Below are 17789 nucleotides of genomic sequence, written 5' to 3'. Positions count from 1 at the left end.
TGTCTTACCTATCAGTCGTCCGAGTCGAGCTCGGCTGCCGGATCGGGTTTCGATCCGCGGTTCTTGGTGGAGCGTGTCGTTCTCGGGTCGGTGTCCATGCTGTCACTGATCTCGTCGATCAGGTCCACACCCGGTAACAGCGGTGCCAGCTCGGGTAGATCACCGAGCGATGCGAGCCCGAGCCGTTCGAGGAACAACTCGGTGGTGCAGTACATCGTGCCGGTCGTCTCCGGGTCGGTTCCTGCTTCGGAGATCAGTCCACGGGCGAGCAACGTACGCATCACTCCATCGACATTGACTCCTCGCACGGCGCTGACTCGCGCGCGGGTCAACGGTTGACGATATGCGATCACGGCCAGGGTTTCCAATGCCGCGCGTGTGAGCTTGGACCGAGCGCCGTCCAGAAGCAGCCGTTCGACGTACGGCGCATAGGCGGTTCGGGTGTAGAAACGCCATCCGTCACCGGCGTACCGAAGGTCGATTCCGCTGGTTCGTTCGGTCAGTGCAGCGGCCATCGCCGTCAAGGCCGCGCGCACGCGGGCCACCGATGCACCCACGGCCGAGGCGAGCTGCTCGTCCGAGGCGGGAGTGTCGACGATCAGCAACACAGCTTCCAGCGCCGACGCGAGAGTGGTGTCGTCGAGCTCCTCGGAATCCTCGACGTCCTCGAGCTCGAGTTCAGGATCGGCACTCATGCGTAGTCCTCTTCCGTGACCACGATGGGTCCTTCGTCCTTACCGGTCCAACTCACTCGAAGATCGCCGAGCGGCTCGGGCTGCTCGAATGCGATCACCTGTTGCCGGAACAGCTCCAGCAACGCCAGGAATCGAGCGATTATTTCCACCTGCACCTCGCAGTCCTGCACCAACTCCGAGAACGACGCCCACTCGTTCAGGCCTCGGCCCTGCAGATTCTCCAGCAACCACGCCGCCTGCTCGGGAATCGAGACCGCGTGCTGATGGATGTGATCGAGTCCCACCTGGGGAATCGGCTTGGGTCTGAAGGCCGCAGCGGCGATGTCAGCGAACGTGGCCGGGTCGACGCCGAGCAGCACCTCCGGAATCAGGTCTGCGTACCTGTCCTCCACCGACACCGATCGCGGATAACGCCGCAACGCAGCAGCTTCCAGCTCACCGAACAGCAGAGCTACCTGCTTGTACGCGCGGTACTGCAGCAACCGCGCGAACAGTAGATCCCGCACTTCGAGCAGAGCCAGATCCTCGGCGTCCTCCACATCACCCGAGGGCAGCAACCGTGCCGCCTTGAGATCGAGCAATGTGGCGGCGACGACGAGGAACTCCGTCGTCTGATCGAGACCGACATCGGCACCGAGCGATTTGGTGAACGAGATGAAATCGTCGGTGACGGTGTGCAACGCCACTTCGGTGACGTCCATGCGGTGCTGACTGATCAGCGACAGCAGCAGATCGAACGGGCCCTCGAAGTTGAGCAACCGCACCCTGAATTTCGACGGATCCGCGTCGGCGGGAACCTCGATCGGGGCGTCGTCGGCAGCGTCGACGGTCACGGACCCGACCGGTAGATCACCTCGCGCGCAAGGGCGCGGTACGCCTGTGCGCCGCCGGATTTGGGAGCCCAGGTAGTGATCGGTTCTCCGGCGACACTGGTTTCCGGGAATCGGACGGTACGAGTGATCACCGTGTCGTAGACGACGTCGCCGAACACCTCGACCACTCGCGTCATCACCTCACGCGAGTGCAGCGTGCGGGCGTCGAACATCGTCACCACGATGCCGGCCAGCTTCAGACGTGGGTTGAGACGATCGCGCACCTTCTCGACGGTGTCGTTGAGCAACGCGAGCCCGCGGAGGCTGAAGTATTCGCACTCCATCGGGATCAGCACCTCGTCGGCACACGTGAGCGCGTTGACCGTCAACAGACCGAGGGACGGCTGGCAATCGATGAGGACGTAGTCGTAACGATCGAGAATCGGATGCAGCACCCGCCCGAGCGTCTGCTCTCGGCCGACCTCGGTGACCAACTGAATCTCGGCCGCGGAGAGATCGATGTTGCTGGGCAGCAGATCGAGATTCTCGACGCGGGTGCGCATCAACACGTCGTCGGCCGAGACCTTCGCTTCGACGAGGAGGTTGTAGACCGTCAGATCGAGCTCGTGATGTGCGACGCCCAATCCCGCGGACAGTGCGCCCTGCGGGTCGAGGTCGACGAGCAGTACGCGGCGGCCGTAGCCGGCCAGCGAGGCACCGAGATTGATGGTCGACGTCGTCTTGCCGACGCCACCCTTCTGGTTGCACATCGCAATGATCTTGGCCGGGCCGTGACTGGACAACGGCTGCGGATCCGGGACCGGCCGGGTCATACGACCCGTGGGCCCGAGCTCGTTCGGAGCAGGAATGATGTCGCGTGTCTCCCGACTGGATTCCGGTTGACGCGTCTGGAACAGGGCGCCGTCGAGATGTGGATGATCCAAAGCTGACTCCGCCGCTGGCGGCTGCGGTGTCGACACGTTCCAGCGCTCCCCTGTCCCGTTCGTCTTCGAGTAGATCTGGCAAACGCTACCGCTTGGTGCGCCGGCAATGTCATCGGACACGCTGACACACGACCGCCGGCCTCGTGCTATCTCGCCCGCGGGTGCGCGCCGGCCCACACTTCGCGCAGCGTGTTGACGGTCACGAGGGTGTAGATCTGCGTCGTCGTCACCGATGCATGCCCCAACAGCTCCTGCACGACGCGGACGTCGGCACCACCGTCGAGCAGATGAGTCGCGAAGGAATGTCGAAGAACGTGCGGTGAGACCCCTGCGGTGATTCCCGCCCTGTGTGCGGAATCCTGCAACACCTGCCACGCGCTCTGCCGAGACAACCTGCCGCCCCGGACGTTGAGGAACAGCGCAGGGTTCGAGCGCGAGACCAGCCCCGGCCGCCCACGCACCAGGTAGGCGTCGACGGCCTCGATCGCGGGTCGTCCGACCGGGACGATGCGATGCTTACCGCCTTTGCCGCGCAGTAGCACCGAGCGGGCCTCGGTGTCGATGTCGTCGACGTCCAGCCCGACGGCCTCGGAAATGCGAGCTCCGGTGGAATACAGCAGTTCCAGCAAGGCTCGATCTCGCAGCCCTCGTGGCGCGTCGGGGCCGGCGACCGACGCCGATTCGAGCAACGCCACGACCTGGTCGACGGGGAGCGACTTCGGTAGTCGCTTGGCCGGTTGGGGCGGCTTGACCTCACTCGCGACGTTGCGGTCGACCATGCCCTCGGCCAGCGCGAATCGGTGCAGACCCCGCACTGCGATCAACGTCCGAGCAGCCGAACTCGCTGCGAGAGCAGGATATTCGTCGTCGCCGCGCCGGAGATAGAGCACGAACTCGGTGATGTCGTTCTCGGCGACCTTCGCCAGATCGGTGATGCCGTAACCACTCAGAAAGCGCTCGTACCGCACCAGATCGCGACGGTAGGACGACACCGTGTTCGGTGCCGAACCGCGCTCGACCACCAGATGGTCGAGGTACGTGCCGATCTGCTGCCCGATCACGGTGGCTACTTTCGTGAACTCTTCCGACTTTCGAACGCAGTGGGTAGATCCGCCCACGGCGCATCGGCCGGGCGCAGTTCGGTACCGGCAGCGCGCGCCGCAGCGAAAGCGAGCACGCCGGCCACGGCGGATGCGTTGACGATCTCGCCCGACAGCGCGCGACGGACGGCCTCGTCCAGTGGCACGTAAGAAAGCTCGATGTCTGCTTCCTCGTCGTGGGCCTCGGGCCGATCGACCTCGGTCAGATCCTGAGCGAGGAAAATCCGCACGGCCTCGTCGGTGAACCCGGGTGAGGCGAGCACGTCCACCAGCACCGACCACGTCTGGGCGGCGAGCCCGGTTTCCTCGGCGAGCTCACGCTGGGCCGCCACGACCGGCTGCTCCCCCGGCTCGTCCAGCAGACCGGCAGGCAACTCCCACAGTCGACGACCGACGGGGTGCCGGTACTGCTCGATCATCGCCACTCGGTCCTGATCGTCGACGGCCAGAATCCCGACCGCACCGTGATGCTCGATCACCTCACGCTCGGCCTGACGACCGTTCGGCATCGCGACCTGATCGAGCCGGAGCGCGAGGATGGCACCGGAGTACGGCACCGACGAGTCGAGGGTGGTGAACTCGTGCCGGGACTCGGTCATCCGACGGTCTCGGCGGCGGCGTCCGATTCCTCCGTCTGCACGGCATCTCCGTGCACGTCGACGGGCAGACGTTCCGCGGCCTTGTATTTCAGCGCAGCGTTGATCAACGACGCGAACAACGGATGTGGACGGGTCGGCCGGCTCTTGAGCTCCGGATGCGCCTGAGTGGCGACGAAGAACGGGTGCACCGAGGCAGGCAACTCGACGAACTCGACCAGGTGGCCGTCCGGAGAGGTACCGCTGAACACCAAGCCGCTCTTGGCAATTCGATCCCGGTAATCGTTGTTGACCTCGTAGCGATGACGGTGCCGCTCCGAGACGCTCTCGGTGCCGTACGACGCCGCGACGACCGAGCCCTTCTGCAGGGTTGCCGGGTAGGCACCGAGGCGCATCGTGCCACCGAGATCGGCGTCACCGGCGACGGCGTCTTCCTGATCGGCCATGGTGGAGATCACCGGATCCTTGGTGTCCGGATCGAACTCGGCGGAATTGGCATCGGTCAGACCGACCGAACGAGCCGCCTCGATGACCACACACTGCAGTCCGAGGCACAAACCCAGCAACGGAATCTTGCGTGTGCGTGCGAACTCGATGGCCCCGAGCTTGCCCTCGATGCCGCGGATACCGAAGCCACCGGGAATGAGCACGGCGTCGACGTCGCCCAATGCGGCCTGCGCCCCCGCAGGCGTCGAGCATTCGTCGGAGGGAACCCACTTGATCTCGACCTTGGCGCGATGAGCGAATCCACCGGCACGCAGCGCCTCGGTGACCGAGAGATACGCGTCGGGCAGGTCCACGTACTTACCGACCAGGCCGACGCGCACGGTTTCGCGTGGCTGGTGGACGCGCTCGAGCAGTCCGCCCCAGATGGTCCAGTCGACATCGCGGAACGGCAATCCGAGCTGACGGACGACGTACGCGTCCAGGCCTTCCTTGTGCAGCACCTTGGGGATGTCGTAGATCGACGGCGCGTCGGGCGTGGAGATGCAGCCGTCGACGTCGACGTCGCACATGAGCGCGATCTTGTTCTTCAGTCCCGGCGGCACGTCGCGATCGCAACGCAGGATCAACGCGTCGGGCTGGATACCGATGCTGCGCAGTGCTGCGACGGAGTGCTGGGTGGGCTTGGTCTTGAGTTCACCGGACGGAGCCAGGAACGGAACGAGCGACACGTGCAGGAAGAACACGTTGTTGCGGCCGACGTCGTGGCGCACCTGACGCGCTGCTTCGAGGAACGGCTGCGACTCGATATCGCCGACGGTGCCGCCGATTTCGGTGATCACGACGTCCGGCTGGTGCCCCTGGAGGTCCGGGCCGTTCATCGCGAGAATGCGACGCTTGATCTCGTCGGTGATGTGCGGGATGACCTGAACGGTGTCGCCCAGGTACTCACCGCGGCGTTCCTTGGCGATGACCGTCGAGTAGACCTGGCCGGTGGTGACATTGGCGAACCCGGACAGATCGCGGTCGAGGAACCGCTCGTAATGTCCGACGTCCAGGTCGGTCTCGGAGCCGTCCTCGGTAACGAAGACCTCACCGTGCTGGAAGGGGTTCATCGTGCCGGGATCGACATTGAGGTAGGGATCGAGCTTCTGCATGGTCACGCGCAGTCCGCGTGCGGTCAGTAGCTGGCCGAGGCTGGATGCCGTCAGGCCTTTTCCGAGTGAGGACGCAACGCCCCCACTGACGAAAATGTGCTTGGTGTCGGAACGCGACTGAAGGCGTGACAATGAGGCTCCCGTGACGAGTCTGCAGGGCTTGCTCCTATCAGGGGGCTGATAAGAGAGGTGAAGCGTGGAAATTGGGCCTGCTACCCACGGGACTTCACGGTAACACCAGTACCTACCTCACCGCCAACGACACGCTCGTTCCGCCGGCGATCAGCTCGCAGGCGCTCCGACGGTCACGGCGTTCGCGTTCGGCCCGGTGCCGTAGCGGCCCGACGCCCCGTCCAGCTGCTCCGCCAAGGCGAGAACAGTGGTGATCCGTCCTGCTTCACGGTCGACGTTGTCGACGGTGCTGAGCGCGGACGACAGCGCCGAATCGGCCCGCACGACGGCGATGGAGCCATTGCCCTCCGCCGCGCCGGATCGGCCCGCCAGTACCGCGCCTGCGCCACGTGAGTCGAGAGCACCAGCGAACCGCGCGACGATGGCACCGCGATTGCCGTCCTCCACGTCCGAGGTGCCGGAACCGGTGACGACCACAGCCAATTGAGCGGGCGCGACGGCACCGTTGTCGTACGCGATGAACCCGCCGCTACGCAGTGTCTCCAGCGCCAGTGACAGCTCCTCGGGAGTCGACTGCGGCTGAGCGGTCTCCGCGTCGAGCAACAGCACCGAACCCAGCAGGTCTCCTGCGAGGCTGCCCTGATCCACCGCGCCGGTGCGCAACTGCACGCCGGCCGGAATGACATTGGTCAGGCGCGTACGAAGATCGTCACCGTTCGCAGCGGAGACGAACGAATCGGTCAGTGACACCCGGCCGGTGACGGTGGCACCCGACGCTCCGATCGACCGCGTGACTCCGTCGACATCCCCGGGGTCGGCATCGGGGGTGGTGATGACCACAACACTGCGATCGACCAACGCATCTCGCAACACCCGGCCCAATACCGCGGCATCGAAGCCGTCGGCCGAGTTGAGTTGCTCACCGAGCTGATTGTTGGTCGCCTGCAGATCGTCCACCTGAGTTTCGAGACCGGTCTTGTCGTCTCGGAGGCCAGAGACCAGTCCACTCGAGAGCAGACCCGAACCGAGCACTATGCCGATGGCCAGTGCCACGAAGACCGCTGCCAGCGAAATGGCATGTTGGCGAAGCGAAATCACGAAAGCAACCCCTGGAACCACAGAGCGAACCGGTTCCACAGATCGATTGCCCAATCCAACGCTTCACCGCCGATGTTGGACACGGCCAACGCCACGATCACGGCAACGAGCGCCGCCAGAATCAGCAGGGCGATCGCACCGCCGGACACGCGGCTGCGATACAGCGTCGCCACAGCTTTGGCGTCGACCAGCTTGGCACCGACCTTGAGACGCGTCATGAATGCGGCCGGGTTGGTGTTGCGTCGACCGCGATCGAAGAACTCGTCCAGGCTGGCCGGGCTACCGACCGACACGATGAGCGAGGCCCCGTGATGATCGGCCAACAACAGTGCGAGATCGGCAGCGGCACCGGTGGCCGGGAACGTCATGGCACCGATACCGAGATCCTGAATGCGTTCGAGGCCCTGCGCGTGTCCGTCGGAATCTGCCGGAAGCACCACCTCGGCACCACATTTGAGCGTCTGCGCCGTGACGTCCTCGGGATCGCCGACGATGAGATCAGGGCGATGACCCGCCTTCATCGCGGTGTCGGCACCTGCGCCGACGCCGATGATGACAGGCGAGTACTCCTTGATGAACGGCTTGAGGTTCTTCAGATCCTCGGCGTGACCGGGACCGTCGGCCACGATCACCACGTGGCGACCCTTGAGGTCGATGTCGATGTCCGGCACGCCGACGCCGTCGATGAGCAGCGGACTCTCGGTTCGAATGAACTCGATCGTGTTGCCCGAGAACGCTTCCAGATGGTCGACCAGACCCGTCTTGGCCTCGATCATCTTGTCCGAGATCTCGGCTTCGCTCTGCTCGTCACCCTTGGCGAGGCGTCGATCGCCGGTGTAGACACCACCGTCGTTGAGGCGAATCTTGGTGCCGTCCTTGATCTTCTTGAAGATCTCGGTGCCGGCCGAGTCGATCAAGGTGATCCCGTTGGCGACGATGGCCTCGGGACCCAGGTTCGGGTAGCGCCCGGAGATCGAGGGCGACGCGTTGACGACCGCGAGCACCCCTGCCTCGACGAGCGCATCGGCGGTCAGCCGGTCCAGGTCGAGCTCGTCGAGCACGACGATGTCACCGGGGCCGACCCGTTTGAGGAGCTTGGCCGTGTTGCGATCGACTCGCGCGATCCCAGTGATTCCGGGCAGCGAATCCTGACTACGTGACAGCAGAGCCGGCATCTTCATGAGGACCATGATGACCCGATCGACACGCCCGGCGATGGAGGCGCGCCGAAACAACTACCACACTGATCACATCAGCACCAAAAGTTACAGCGCGGCTCGATCGGCGTTTGCGGTGGCCAGCAGCTCCTCGGCATGCGCGCGACCGGTCTCCGTATCGTCCAGACCCGCGAGCATTCTCGCGAGCTCGACGACGCGTTCCGACGACGACAGCGTCCGAACCCCACTGTTCGCCGCACCCTTCTTCGCATCGGTCTTGTCGACCACCAGGTGCGTATCGGCGAACGCAGCGACCTGCGGCAAGTGGGTGACGACGATGACCTGGTGCGTGCGAGCCAACCGGCCGAGTCGACGCCCGACTTCGACGGCCGCACGGCCACCCACTCCGGCGTCGACCTCGTCGAAGACCATCGTCGCGCCCTTGTCCGAGCCCGCCAACACCACTTCGAGCGCCAACATCACCCGCGACAGCTCACCGCCCGACGCACTCTTGCTGATCGGCAGAGCCTGGGCACCGTCGTGCGCGGACAGGCGAAACTCGACCTCGTCGACGCCATTGCTGCCCGCATGCAGTTCGGCACCGTCGACGACGATCGGAGCCGTGTCCGACGGCCCGGCAGGCAGTGCGCGAACATCGATCTGCAGCTTGGCTTTTCCCATCGCCAAGCCCGCCAGCTCGGCGCTGACCGCCTTCGAGAGCTTCACCGACGCCTTCGCCCGTGCCGCACTGAGCTTGGCGGCAGCTGCCGCAACGTCGACCGCAGCCGCGTCGACCTTGGAGCTCAGCTCGGCGAGAGCATCGGCCGAGGTGTCGATGTGCGAGAGGCGCTCACGGGCATCCTCCGCCCAGGCGATGACACCGTCGACATCGGCGGCGTACTTGCGCGTCAGCGATTTCAGCTCGGCCTGCCGATTCAGGATCGAGTCGAGCGCGCCTGGATCGGACGGCAGATCCGTCAAGTACGAGGTGAGGTCTGCCCCGATGTCGCCGACGATGGCCATCGCGTCGTTCAGTCGCGGCAGCAGCTCGGTCAGAGCGGCGTCCTCGGCGTGTTCGAGGCGAGAGCGCGCCTCGCCCAGCAGATACAACGCCGAGGCCGTGTCCGACGCCTCCTCGGTGCTCCCGACGAGTGCCGCCGAAGCACCTTCCGCGGTCTCCCGCAACGAATCGAGGTCCCCCAGCCGGCGCACGTCCTCGGCCACCGAGCGATCTTCGCCCGGCTCCGGTGCCAAGGAGTCGATCTCCTGTAGTCCGAACTGCAGCCGGTCCGCTTCCTGTGCCAGCTCACGGCTTCGTTCGGTGCGATCGATCAGCTCGTTGCGCGCGTCGAGCCACGTCTTGCGCGCGGTGCGGTACTTCGAGACCAGCGACGCCACTGTGTCGCCGGCGAACCTGTCCAGTGCGCCGAGCTGCTGGTCGGGACGCAGCAGACGCAGCTGATCGTTCTGACCGTGCACCGTCAGCAACGAGTCGGTGAAGTTGGACAGCACCGACGCGGGCACACTGCGCCCACCGAGGTGCGCACGAGAACGACCGTCGGAGTTGACGGTACGTACGGCGATGATCGAATTGTCCTCGTCGCGTTGACCTCCCGAGGACTCGAGCACCTTGTCGACGTCCTCGATCACCTGCTCCGACGCGGTGTCGGTACTGAATCGTCCCTCGACCACCGCGCGCTGCGCTCCGAGCCGAACCCGGCCTGCGTCGGCGCGGGCACCCGACAGCAGGTGCAGACTGGTGACCACCATCGTCTTACCGGCACCGGTCTCGCCGGTGAGGACGGTCAGCCCCTCGTGAAACTGCGCACTGGCACCGGAAATGACTCCGAGGCTGTCGATCCGAATCTCTTCGAGCATCCCTACCTCGCTCTCCCCCGCCACCCGGTCACGGGCAGTTCGAATTTCTTGACCATGCGATCCGCGAACGGTGCCGAATCGAGTCGAACCCATTTGATCGGTGACGCTCCCCGCACCACCTCGACGCGAGCGCCGGCAGGCAGGCTCAATGTGCGCCTGCCGTCGCAGAACACGAATCCCGCGTGTCCGCCGGCATCGATCTCGACCGCAACGATCGACTCGGGACTGGTGACGAGCGGGCGCGCGAACAAAGCATGTGCGTTGCTCGGAATGACCAGTATCGCTTCGAGTTCCGGCCACACCACAGGTCCACCGGCCGAGAACGCGTAGGCCGTCGAACCCGTCGGCGTGGAGATCAGCACGCCGTCACACCCGAAGGCGGACACCGGTCGACCGTCGACTTCGAGGACCACCTCGAGCACTCCGAGCCGGGACCCGTTCTCGATGCTCGCCTCGTTCAACGCCCAGCCGCGATCGACCACCTGATCTCCGACGCGAACCGCGATGTCCAGCGTCATGCGTTGCTCGATGCGGTAGTCACCGGCGATGACGCGAGCCAGCGCATCTTCGAGATGGTCGGCCTCCGCCTCGGCCAGGAACCCGACGTGTCCGAGGTTGATGCCGAGCACCGGGATGGAGGCTGCTCGAGCGAGCTCGGCTGCGCGCAGGAAGGTGCCGTCACCGCCCAGGACGAGGACCATCTCGCAGCCTGCGGCCGCGTCGGGGCCGAACTCGACGACGTTGAGCTTCATGTCCGCAACGAACACGTGGTCGTGTTCCTCCGTATCGGAAGCCTCGATCTTCGATGGCTCGACCTCGTCCACCAACACGCGAAGGCAGATACCTGCTTCGTCGAACACCTTGCCTACGCGGCGGGCCGTCTCGGCGATATCCGGTCGACCGGGATGGGCGACGAGAAGTATTTCTCGGGTCGACTCCAGTTCCGGTGCCGCATGGGACGGAGTCACTGTGGTCCTTCCTCGATCGCGAGCCGGACGAGTTCCGTGATGTCGGCGCGTTGCGATTCCTCGCCTGCACCTGCCCTCAGCCACAGAAAGTACTCGACATTGCCCGACGGCCCCGGCAGTGGGCTTGCTGCCACCGCCTGCACCGTGAGGTTCAAACCGACGGCCGCCTTGGCCACGTCCTCGACGGCTTCGGCTCGCAGCGCGGGATCTCGGACCACACCGCCGGAACCCACTCGATCCTTGCCGACCTCGAACTGCGGCTTGACCATCAACACCATGTTGGTGCCCGGCTTCGAGCATGCAACGAATGCGGGAAGAACGAGCTTCAGCGAGATGAACGACAGATCTGCGACGATGACGTCGACCGGTCCGCCGATCGTGTCGGCGTCGATCGACCGGACGTTGGTGCGGTCGACGACGTGCACTCGGTCGTCGGATTGCAGACGCCACACCAGCTGCCCGTACCCCACGTCGACAGCAACGACTTCACGAACGCCTCGACTGAGTAGAACGTCGGTGAACCCACCGGTGGATGCACCGGCGTCCAGACAACGAGCCTGTTCGACGCTCAAGCCGAGAGGCTCGAATGCGTCGAGTGCACCGAGCAGCTTGTGTGCGCCGCGTGAGGCCCACGAGACCTCGTTGTCTTCTTCGGCCACCAGCAACGGGGTGCCCGGTTCCACCGCGGTCGCAGGCTTGGAGGCCACGGCCCCGGCGATCTTCACTCGCCCTGCTTCGATCAACTCCGAGGCGTGTTCACGAGATCTGGCGAGTCCACGCCGGACCAATTCGGCGTCGACACGTGCGCGACGAGCCACGTCAGGTCTTGTCGACGGTGGTCAGGGCACGCACGAGTACCTCGTGCGCCCGGTCCAGCAGACTTGCGTCGCGCGCGAGGGCGTCGGCGTCCACGGCCTCTGAACCCTCGTGGTCCGTCGACTCGATCGTGAGCTGATTCAGCAGCGAGGAAACTTCGGTGCGAACGGTGTCCGGATCTGCCGACGACTCATCGCCGACACTGCTCGGCCGGTGCTGTCCTGGTAGTGGAATAGACGCGCTCATCGCCTCTCACGCTATCGGATGGGTCCGACGAACGCCCGATCGCCGCCGCTCTCCGAACACCGCGGTCGAATGCCGTGTCAGCACCCGAGCAGCGAACGCAGATCGTCGAGTCGATCCCCCTCGAAGCGAACGTCCGAGAAGGTCGAGCCGGACCAGGCGACGTGCAGTGTCGCGAGCGCACCCTCGAACGCATTCGGCGCACCGTCTCCGCTGTACCGCACCGACAGCACCTCGTTCTCGATGCCGACCGTCCAACCGGTCTTGCTACCGACGGTCGACGCAGTCTCGTCCTCGTTCAGGACTCCGAGATCGGCGCCGATGTGTGTGGGCCGCAGATGCCGGGGAGCACGCAACAACTCGGTAGCAGTACTGACGCCGGTCAACACCAGCAGCGACGGCAGGCCGATTTCGTTCGCACCGGCGATGTCGGTGTCGAGCCGGTCTCCGACGACCAGTGCTGAGCGTGCTCCGCTGCGCTCGATGGCGTCGTGCATGATCGGGGCAGCGGGCTTGCCTGCCACGATCGGCTCGATCTCGGTGGCGTTGCGAACCGCTGCGACCATCGACCCGTTCCCCAGAACGAGTCCTCTCTCGGTCGGCAGGGTGGCATCGATGTTGGTCGCCACCCACAACGCACCCGCACGGATGGCGAGGACGGCCTCGGCCAGCATCTTCCAGCCCGTGTCGACCGAGTGACCCTGCACCACTGCGACCGGGTCGTCGTCGGCAGACCTGACCGGTAGGAGACCGACTTTGGTGATCTCGTCCGCCAACGCGTCGGTACCGACGACGAGCACGCGAGAACCTGGGTCCAACTTGCCCGCCAACACACGGGCACCGGCCTCGGAACTGGTGACGACGAACTCTGCCGTGGTGTCGAAGCCGAGCCCACGCAGATGTTCGGCAACGTCCTCGGGGGCTCGGCTGGCATTGTTGGTGACGAAGTACTGCTTCTCCGCACCGCCCGACAGTGCTTCGACTGCACCTGCAATGGGGTCCTTACCGGCATAGACGGTGCCGTCGAGGTCGAGCAGGAGAACGTCGTGGAGATCACGCAGCACCGTCACCGATTGCCTCCGGACAGCTCCTCGACTCGCTCTTCCGCGTCGGTCTCACCATCGACATCGGCTGCGGCAGCGTTGAGGAACCACTTCACACCTTCGTCGACGCGACCCGCCGCAACGAGCGCATCTGCATAGACGTAGAACAGGCGAGCAGCCGCGGTTCCCGAGCGAGATGCGTCGAGATCCGGAGTCTGCAGAGTGACCACAGCCTGGTCGTACTGGTTCAGATCCATTCGGGCACCTGCCACAACGATCCGAAGCTCCGACGCTTCCTCGCCGGTCAACTCACGCGCTTCGTCGCTGCGACCGAGTTCGATAGCGCGCTCGGGTCGGCCGAGTCCGCGCTCGCAGTCGGCCATCACAGCGATCAGACCCGGTCCGCCGGCCATCCGCCGAGCGGCGCGAAGCTCCGACAATGCTTCGGCCCACTCGCCGGCGTGGTAAGCCGCGATCCCTGCGGTTTCGCGCACTACGGCGATGCGGCCGGCTCGCTGACGAGCAGCGCGCGCGTGCAGCAGCGCCAACTGCGGATCGTCGTCGAGCAGCCTGCTGGTCATCACGAGGTGACGTGCGACGGCGGTTGCGTTGTTCTTGTCCAGGCTCAGCAGGTCTCGACGCACTGCGGGTTCGAGCTGTCCGGCTTCGACCTCGTCGGGTAGATCCGGCTCATCGGGACGCGGCGGTCGACGGTCCGACGACGCGCTGTTTCCGCGGCGATCGCCGGAGAACCCACCTTCACCGCCACGCCTGCGGGGAGGACCGTCCGAGCGACGCGAGTCTCCGCGGCGGTCCTGAGCGCGGGGGTTGCGGTCTCGGGACTCGCTCGGGCGGTTGCCGCCGTCACCTCGGGAGGGGCGACGATCGTTGTTGTCTTCCGACACGGGCGTCCTTTCGGATTTCGGTACAAACGCAAAAAGGGGACCCACCAAGTGGGTCCCCTTCTTACAACGGGTGTTCGGCGGTGTCCTACTCTCCCACACCCTGTCGAGTGCAGTACCATCGGCGCTGGAGGGCTTAGCTTCCGGGTTCGGAATGGGACCGGGCGTTTCCCCTCCGCTATGGCCGCCGTAACTCTGTGAAACAGTGTCACGAGCGAACCTGTCACCCACGCGAGTGTGGGTGGCGGATTCGTGTATTCGATTGTGCTCAGTGAACAACTCGTGTGTTGTTTCAGATATTGCACAGTGGACGCGTAGCTTCTTTGTGGTAAGTCCTCGGCCTATTAGTACCAGTCACCTGCATCGGTTACCCGACTTCCAGTTCTGGCCTATCAACCCGGTGGTCTGCCGGGGGCCTTACCCCCTCGAGGGGGTGAGAAACCTCATCTTGGAACAGGCTTCCCGCTTAGATGCTTTCAGCGGTTATCCCTTCCGAACGTAGCCAACCAGCGGTGCTCCTGGTGGAACAACTGGCACACCAGAGGTTCGTCCGTCCCGGTCCTCTCGTACTAGGGACAGCCTTCCTCAAGTTTCTTACGCGCGCGGCGGATAGAGACCGAACTGTCTCACGACGTTCTAAACCCAGCTCGCGTGCCGCTTTAATGGGCGAACAGCCCAACCCTTGGGACCTACTCCAGCCCCAGGATGCGACGAGCCGACATCGAGGTGCCAAACCATCCCGTCGATATGGACTCTTGGGGAAGATCAGCCTGTTATCCCCGGGGTACCTTTTATCCGTTGAGCGACACCGCTTCCACTTGCCGGTGCCGGATCACTAGTCCCGACTTTCGTCCCTGCTCGACTTGTCAGTCTCACAGTCAAGCTCCCTTGTGCACTTGCACTCGACACCTGATTGCCAACCAGGCTGAGGGAACCTTTGGGCGCCTCCGTTACATTTTAGGAGGCAACCGCCCCAGTTAAACTACCCACCAGGCACTGTCCCTGAACCAGATCATGGTCCGAGGTTGAGGTATCCAATACGATCAGAGTGGTATTTCAACAACGACTCCACAGTAACTGGCGTCACCGCTTCACAGTCTCCCACCTATCCTACACAAACCGAACCGAACACCAATACCAAGCTGTAGTGAAGGTCCCGGGGTCTTTTCGTCCTGCCGCGCGTAACGAGCATCTTTACTCGTAATGCAATTTCGCCGAGTCTATGGTTGAGACAGCTGAGAAGTCGTTACGCCATTCGTGCAGGTCGGAACTTACCCGACAAGGAATTTCGCTACCTTAGGATGGTTATAGTTACCACCGCCGTTTACTGGGGCTTAAATTCTCAGCTTCGCCATCACTGGCTAACCGGTCCTCTTAACCTTCCAGCACCGGGCAGGCGTCAGTCCGTATACATCGTCTTACGACTTCGCACGGACCTGTGTTTTTAGTAAACAGTCGCTTCTCACTGGTCTCTGCGGCCCCACCCAGCTCAGGAAGTAAATTCCGTCACCGGACAGGGCCCCCCTTCTCCCGAAGTTACGGGGGCATTTTGCCGAGTTCCTTAACCATAGTTATCTCGATCGCCTTAGTATTCTCTACCTGACCACCTGTGTCGGTTTGGGGTACGGGCCGTGTAACAACTCACTAGAGGCTTTTCTCGGCAGCATAGGATCACTGAATTCGCCTCAATCGGCTACGCATCACCTCTCAGGCTTCATGAACGGCGGATTTGCCTACCGTTCGCCCTACAGGCTTACACCAGTACAACCACTGACTGGCCCAGCTACCTTCCTGCGTCACCCCATCGCTTGGCTACTACCAGATCAGGTCCCACGCATCCACCACACGCCGGCCACCCGAAGGCGGCAAGTCATATGGATTCAGGGTGGTTAGTGTCACTGATTCACCATGGGCGCGGTTACACGGGTACGGGAATATCAACCCGTTGTCCATCGGCTACGCCTGTCGGCCTCGTCTTAGGTCCCGACTCACCCTGGGCGGATTAACCTGGCCCAGGAACCCTTGGTCATTCGGCGGACGAGTTTCTCACTCGTCTTTCGCTACTCATGCCTGCATTCTCACTCGCGCAGCCTCCACACCTGGATCACTCCGATGCTTCCATGGCTGCACGACGCTCCCCTACCCACCCACACACCTGCACACAAATCCGCAGACTTGCATGGGGCTGTTGTGTGAGTGCCGCAGCTTCGGTGGTGTACTTGAGCCCCGCTACATTGTCGGCGCAGGATCACTTGACCAGTGAGCTATTACGCACTCTTTCAAGGGTGGCTGCTTCTAAGCCAACCTCCTGGTTGTCTTCGCGACCCCACATCCTTTTCCACTTAGTACACGCTTAGGGACCTTAGCTGGCGATCTGGGCTGTTTCCCTCTCGACTACGAACCTTATCGCCCGCAGTCTCACTGCCACGCTCTCACTCACCGGCATTCGGAGTTTGGCTGATTTCGGTAAGCTTGTAGGCCCCCTAGACCATCCAGTAGCTCTACCTCCGGCGAGAAACACGTGACGCTGCACCTAAATGCATTTCGGGGAGAACCAGCTATCACGGAGTTTGATTGGCCTTTCACCCCTACCCACAACTCATCCCCTCAGTTTTCAACCTAAGTGGGTTCGGTCCTCCACGACGTCTTACCGTCGCTTCAACCTGGCCATGGGTAGATCACTCCGCTTCGGGTCTAGAACACGCCACTACACCACAAACGTGGATACGCCCTATTCGGACTCGCTTTCGCTACGGCTACCCCACACGGGTTAACCTCGCGACATGCCACTAACTCGCAGGCTCATTCTTCAAAAGGCACGCCATCACCAGCAACAGAACAAACTGTTCACCAGCTTTGACGGATTGTAAGCGCACGGTTTCAGGTACTATTTCACTCCCCTCCCGGGGTACTTTTCACCTTTCCCTCACGGTACTAGTCCGCTATCGGTCACCAGGGAGTATTCAGGCTTATCGGGTGGTCCCGACAGATTCACAGCAGATTTCACGGGCCCGCTGCTACTTGGGTATCCACAACAACAGTTGCAGTGTTTTCGTCTACGGGACTCTCACCCTCTACGACAGGCCGTTCCAGACCACTTCGACTAACACCACAATTTCTCACTGTCGGCCGATCCGGCAGAATCGACAATGCAAACCCCACAACCCTCCATACGCAACCCCTGCCGGGTATCACACGCACAAAGTTTGGCCTCATCCGCTTTCGCTCGCCACTACTCACGGAATCACTATTGTTTTCTCTTCCTGTGGGTACTGAGATGTTTCACTTCCCCACGTTCCCTCCACACACCCTATATATTCAGGTGCAGGTAACACGACATCACTCGTGCTGGGTTTCCCCATTCGGACACCCTCGGATCACAGCTCGGTTGACAGCTCCCCGAGGCTTATCGCAGCCTCCTACGTCCTTCATCGGCTCCTGGTGCCAAGGCATCCACCGTACGCTCTTCATTACTTACAACAAAGATGCTCGCGTCCACTGTGCAATTCTCAAACAACACACACACCACCATGTTCACGCCACCCTCAGACACCGAGAAACTTTCATCCCTCAGCCGATAGAACCAGCCATGACAGCCTGCATATGTCTTGCCTAGAAAGAAACATGCTTACGCGTGTTCTCTCAGGACCCAACAGTGCATCGATATAGACATCGCCGGCGGAGTCGTTGAAGACCCACCGATACGCGATGTCTGGTTGTCAGTGTTCCACCCGTGAGCTCCCGCCGTTCCACGTGTGGGAACGAAACGGGCTCTGCCAGACCATCATCCGAGCACCTGTGTGC

14 protein-coding genes and 2 rRNA genes are annotated in these 17789 nt (G+C 63.2%); all 16 read right to left on the bottom strand.

The genetic code is table 11. From position 1 onward, the window contains the following. Positions 1 to 11: 11 nt before the first annotated feature. Positions 12 to 695, bottom strand: coding sequence for an SMC-Scp complex subunit ScpB (scpB, locus tag AABD04_RS11325; protein ID WP_243596097.1), 684 nt, complete (start codon positions 693 to 695; stop codon positions 12 to 14). After that, the gene (locus AABD04_RS11320) at positions 692 to 1528 is read right to left on the bottom strand and encodes a segregation and condensation protein A (RefSeq protein WP_243610223.1); all 837 of its coding nucleotides are present in this window, start codon (positions 1526 to 1528) and stop codon (positions 692 to 694) included. Before AABD04_RS11320 ends, scpB begins: the two co-directional genes overlap by 4 nt. Further along, complete coding sequence (locus AABD04_RS11315; RefSeq protein WP_279393439.1) at positions 1525 to 2451, bottom strand: ParA family protein; 927 nt, start codon at positions 2449 to 2451, stop codon at positions 1525 to 1527. The genes AABD04_RS11320 and AABD04_RS11315 overlap by 4 nt, the downstream gene beginning before the upstream one ends. A 146-nt stretch (positions 2452 to 2597) precedes the next feature. Beyond that, positions 2598 to 3512: a site-specific tyrosine recombinase XerD gene (gene xerD / locus AABD04_RS11310; protein ID WP_341441221.1), complete on the bottom strand. Its 915-nt coding sequence runs from the start codon at positions 3510 to 3512 to the stop codon at positions 2598 to 2600. Between the two features lie 5 nt (positions 3513 to 3517). Continuing rightward, a complete protein-coding gene (locus AABD04_RS11305) occupies positions 3518 to 4150 on the bottom strand; it encodes an NUDIX hydrolase (protein WP_341441220.1) in 633 nt (210 codons plus the stop codon). Further along, positions 4147 to 5880 carry a CTP synthase gene (locus tag AABD04_RS11300; protein ID WP_243596093.1) on the bottom strand — a complete coding sequence of 578 codons (1734 nt, stop codon included), beginning with the start codon at positions 5878 to 5880 and terminating at the stop codon, positions 4147 to 4149. Before AABD04_RS11300 ends, AABD04_RS11305 begins: the two co-directional genes overlap by 4 nt. A 150-nt stretch (positions 5881 to 6030) precedes the next feature. Continuing rightward, the gene (locus tag AABD04_RS11295; protein WP_341441218.1) at positions 6031 to 6978 is read right to left on the bottom strand and encodes a copper transporter; all 948 of its coding nucleotides are present in this window, start codon (positions 6976 to 6978) and stop codon (positions 6031 to 6033) included. Beyond that, on the bottom strand, positions 6975 to 8159 hold the full coding sequence (gene steA / locus AABD04_RS11290) for a putative cytokinetic ring protein SteA (RefSeq protein ID WP_121872378.1): 1185 nt from the start codon (positions 8157 to 8159) through the stop codon (positions 6975 to 6977). Before steA ends, AABD04_RS11295 begins: the two co-directional genes overlap by 4 nt. A gap of 84 nt (positions 8160 to 8243) precedes the next feature. Beyond that, complete coding sequence (recN, locus tag AABD04_RS11285) at positions 8244 to 10013, bottom strand: DNA repair protein RecN (RefSeq protein ID WP_341441217.1); 1770 nt, start codon at positions 10011 to 10013, stop codon at positions 8244 to 8246. A gap of 2 nt (positions 10014 to 10015) precedes the next feature. Continuing rightward, positions 10016 to 10981, bottom strand: a complete 966-nt coding sequence (locus AABD04_RS11280) for an NAD kinase (protein ID WP_243596089.1) — start codon at positions 10979 to 10981, stop codon at positions 10016 to 10018. Beyond that, positions 10978 to 11799 (bottom strand): TlyA family RNA methyltransferase, encoded by an 822-nt coding sequence (locus AABD04_RS11275; protein WP_341441216.1) that lies wholly within the window; start codon positions 11797 to 11799, stop codon positions 10978 to 10980. Before AABD04_RS11275 ends, AABD04_RS11280 begins: the two co-directional genes overlap by 4 nt. A 1-nt stretch (position 11800) precedes the next feature. Then, a complete protein-coding gene (locus tag AABD04_RS11270; protein ID WP_341441215.1) occupies positions 11801 to 12043 on the bottom strand; it encodes a hypothetical protein in 243 nt (80 codons plus the stop codon). 77 nt (positions 12044 to 12120) lie between these two features. Next, the gene (locus tag AABD04_RS11265; protein ID WP_341441214.1) at positions 12121 to 13110 is read right to left on the bottom strand and encodes an HAD-IIA family hydrolase; all 990 of its coding nucleotides are present in this window, start codon (positions 13108 to 13110) and stop codon (positions 12121 to 12123) included. Beyond that, complete coding sequence (locus tag AABD04_RS11260) at positions 13107 to 13988, bottom strand: hypothetical protein (protein WP_243610214.1); 882 nt, start codon at positions 13986 to 13988, stop codon at positions 13107 to 13109. The genes AABD04_RS11265 and AABD04_RS11260 overlap by 4 nt, the downstream gene beginning before the upstream one ends. Before the next feature lie 72 nt (positions 13989 to 14060). After that, positions 14061 to 14177: ribosomal RNA gene (gene rrf / locus AABD04_RS11255) — 5S ribosomal RNA — on the bottom strand. A 132-nt stretch (positions 14178 to 14309) separates the two neighbouring features. Beyond that, positions 14310 to 17465, bottom strand: a 23S ribosomal RNA gene (locus tag AABD04_RS11250). Positions 17466 to 17789 lie beyond the last annotated feature (324 nt).

Origin of the sequence: Rhodococcoides navarretei, from assembly GCF_038069675.1 — a bacterium.
Taxonomy (GTDB): domain Bacteria; phylum Actinomycetota; class Actinomycetes; order Mycobacteriales; family Mycobacteriaceae; genus Rhodococcoides; species Rhodococcoides navarretei.
The sequence above is the reverse complement of the archived record's forward strand: the minus strand, read 5'-3'. Positions and strand labels throughout refer to the sequence as shown.

Coding starts and splice junctions, on each gene's coding strand:
- scpB (WP_243596097.1), bottom strand. CDS start 695: ATGAGTGCCGATCCTGAACTCGAGCTCGAGGACGTCGAGGATTCCGAG.
- AABD04_RS11305 (WP_341441220.1), bottom strand. CDS start 4,150: ATGACCGAGTCCCGGCACGAGTTCACCACCCTCGACTCGTCGGTGCCG.
- steA (WP_121872378.1), bottom strand. CDS start 8,159: ATGAAGATGCCGGCTCTGCTGTCACGTAGTCAGGATTCGCTGCCCGGA.
- recN (WP_341441217.1), bottom strand. CDS start 10,013: ATGCTCGAAGAGATTCGGATCGACAGCCTCGGAGTCATTTCCGGTGCC.
- AABD04_RS11270 (WP_341441215.1), bottom strand. CDS start 12,043: ATGAGCGCGTCTATTCCACTACCAGGACAGCACCGGCCGAGCAGTGTC.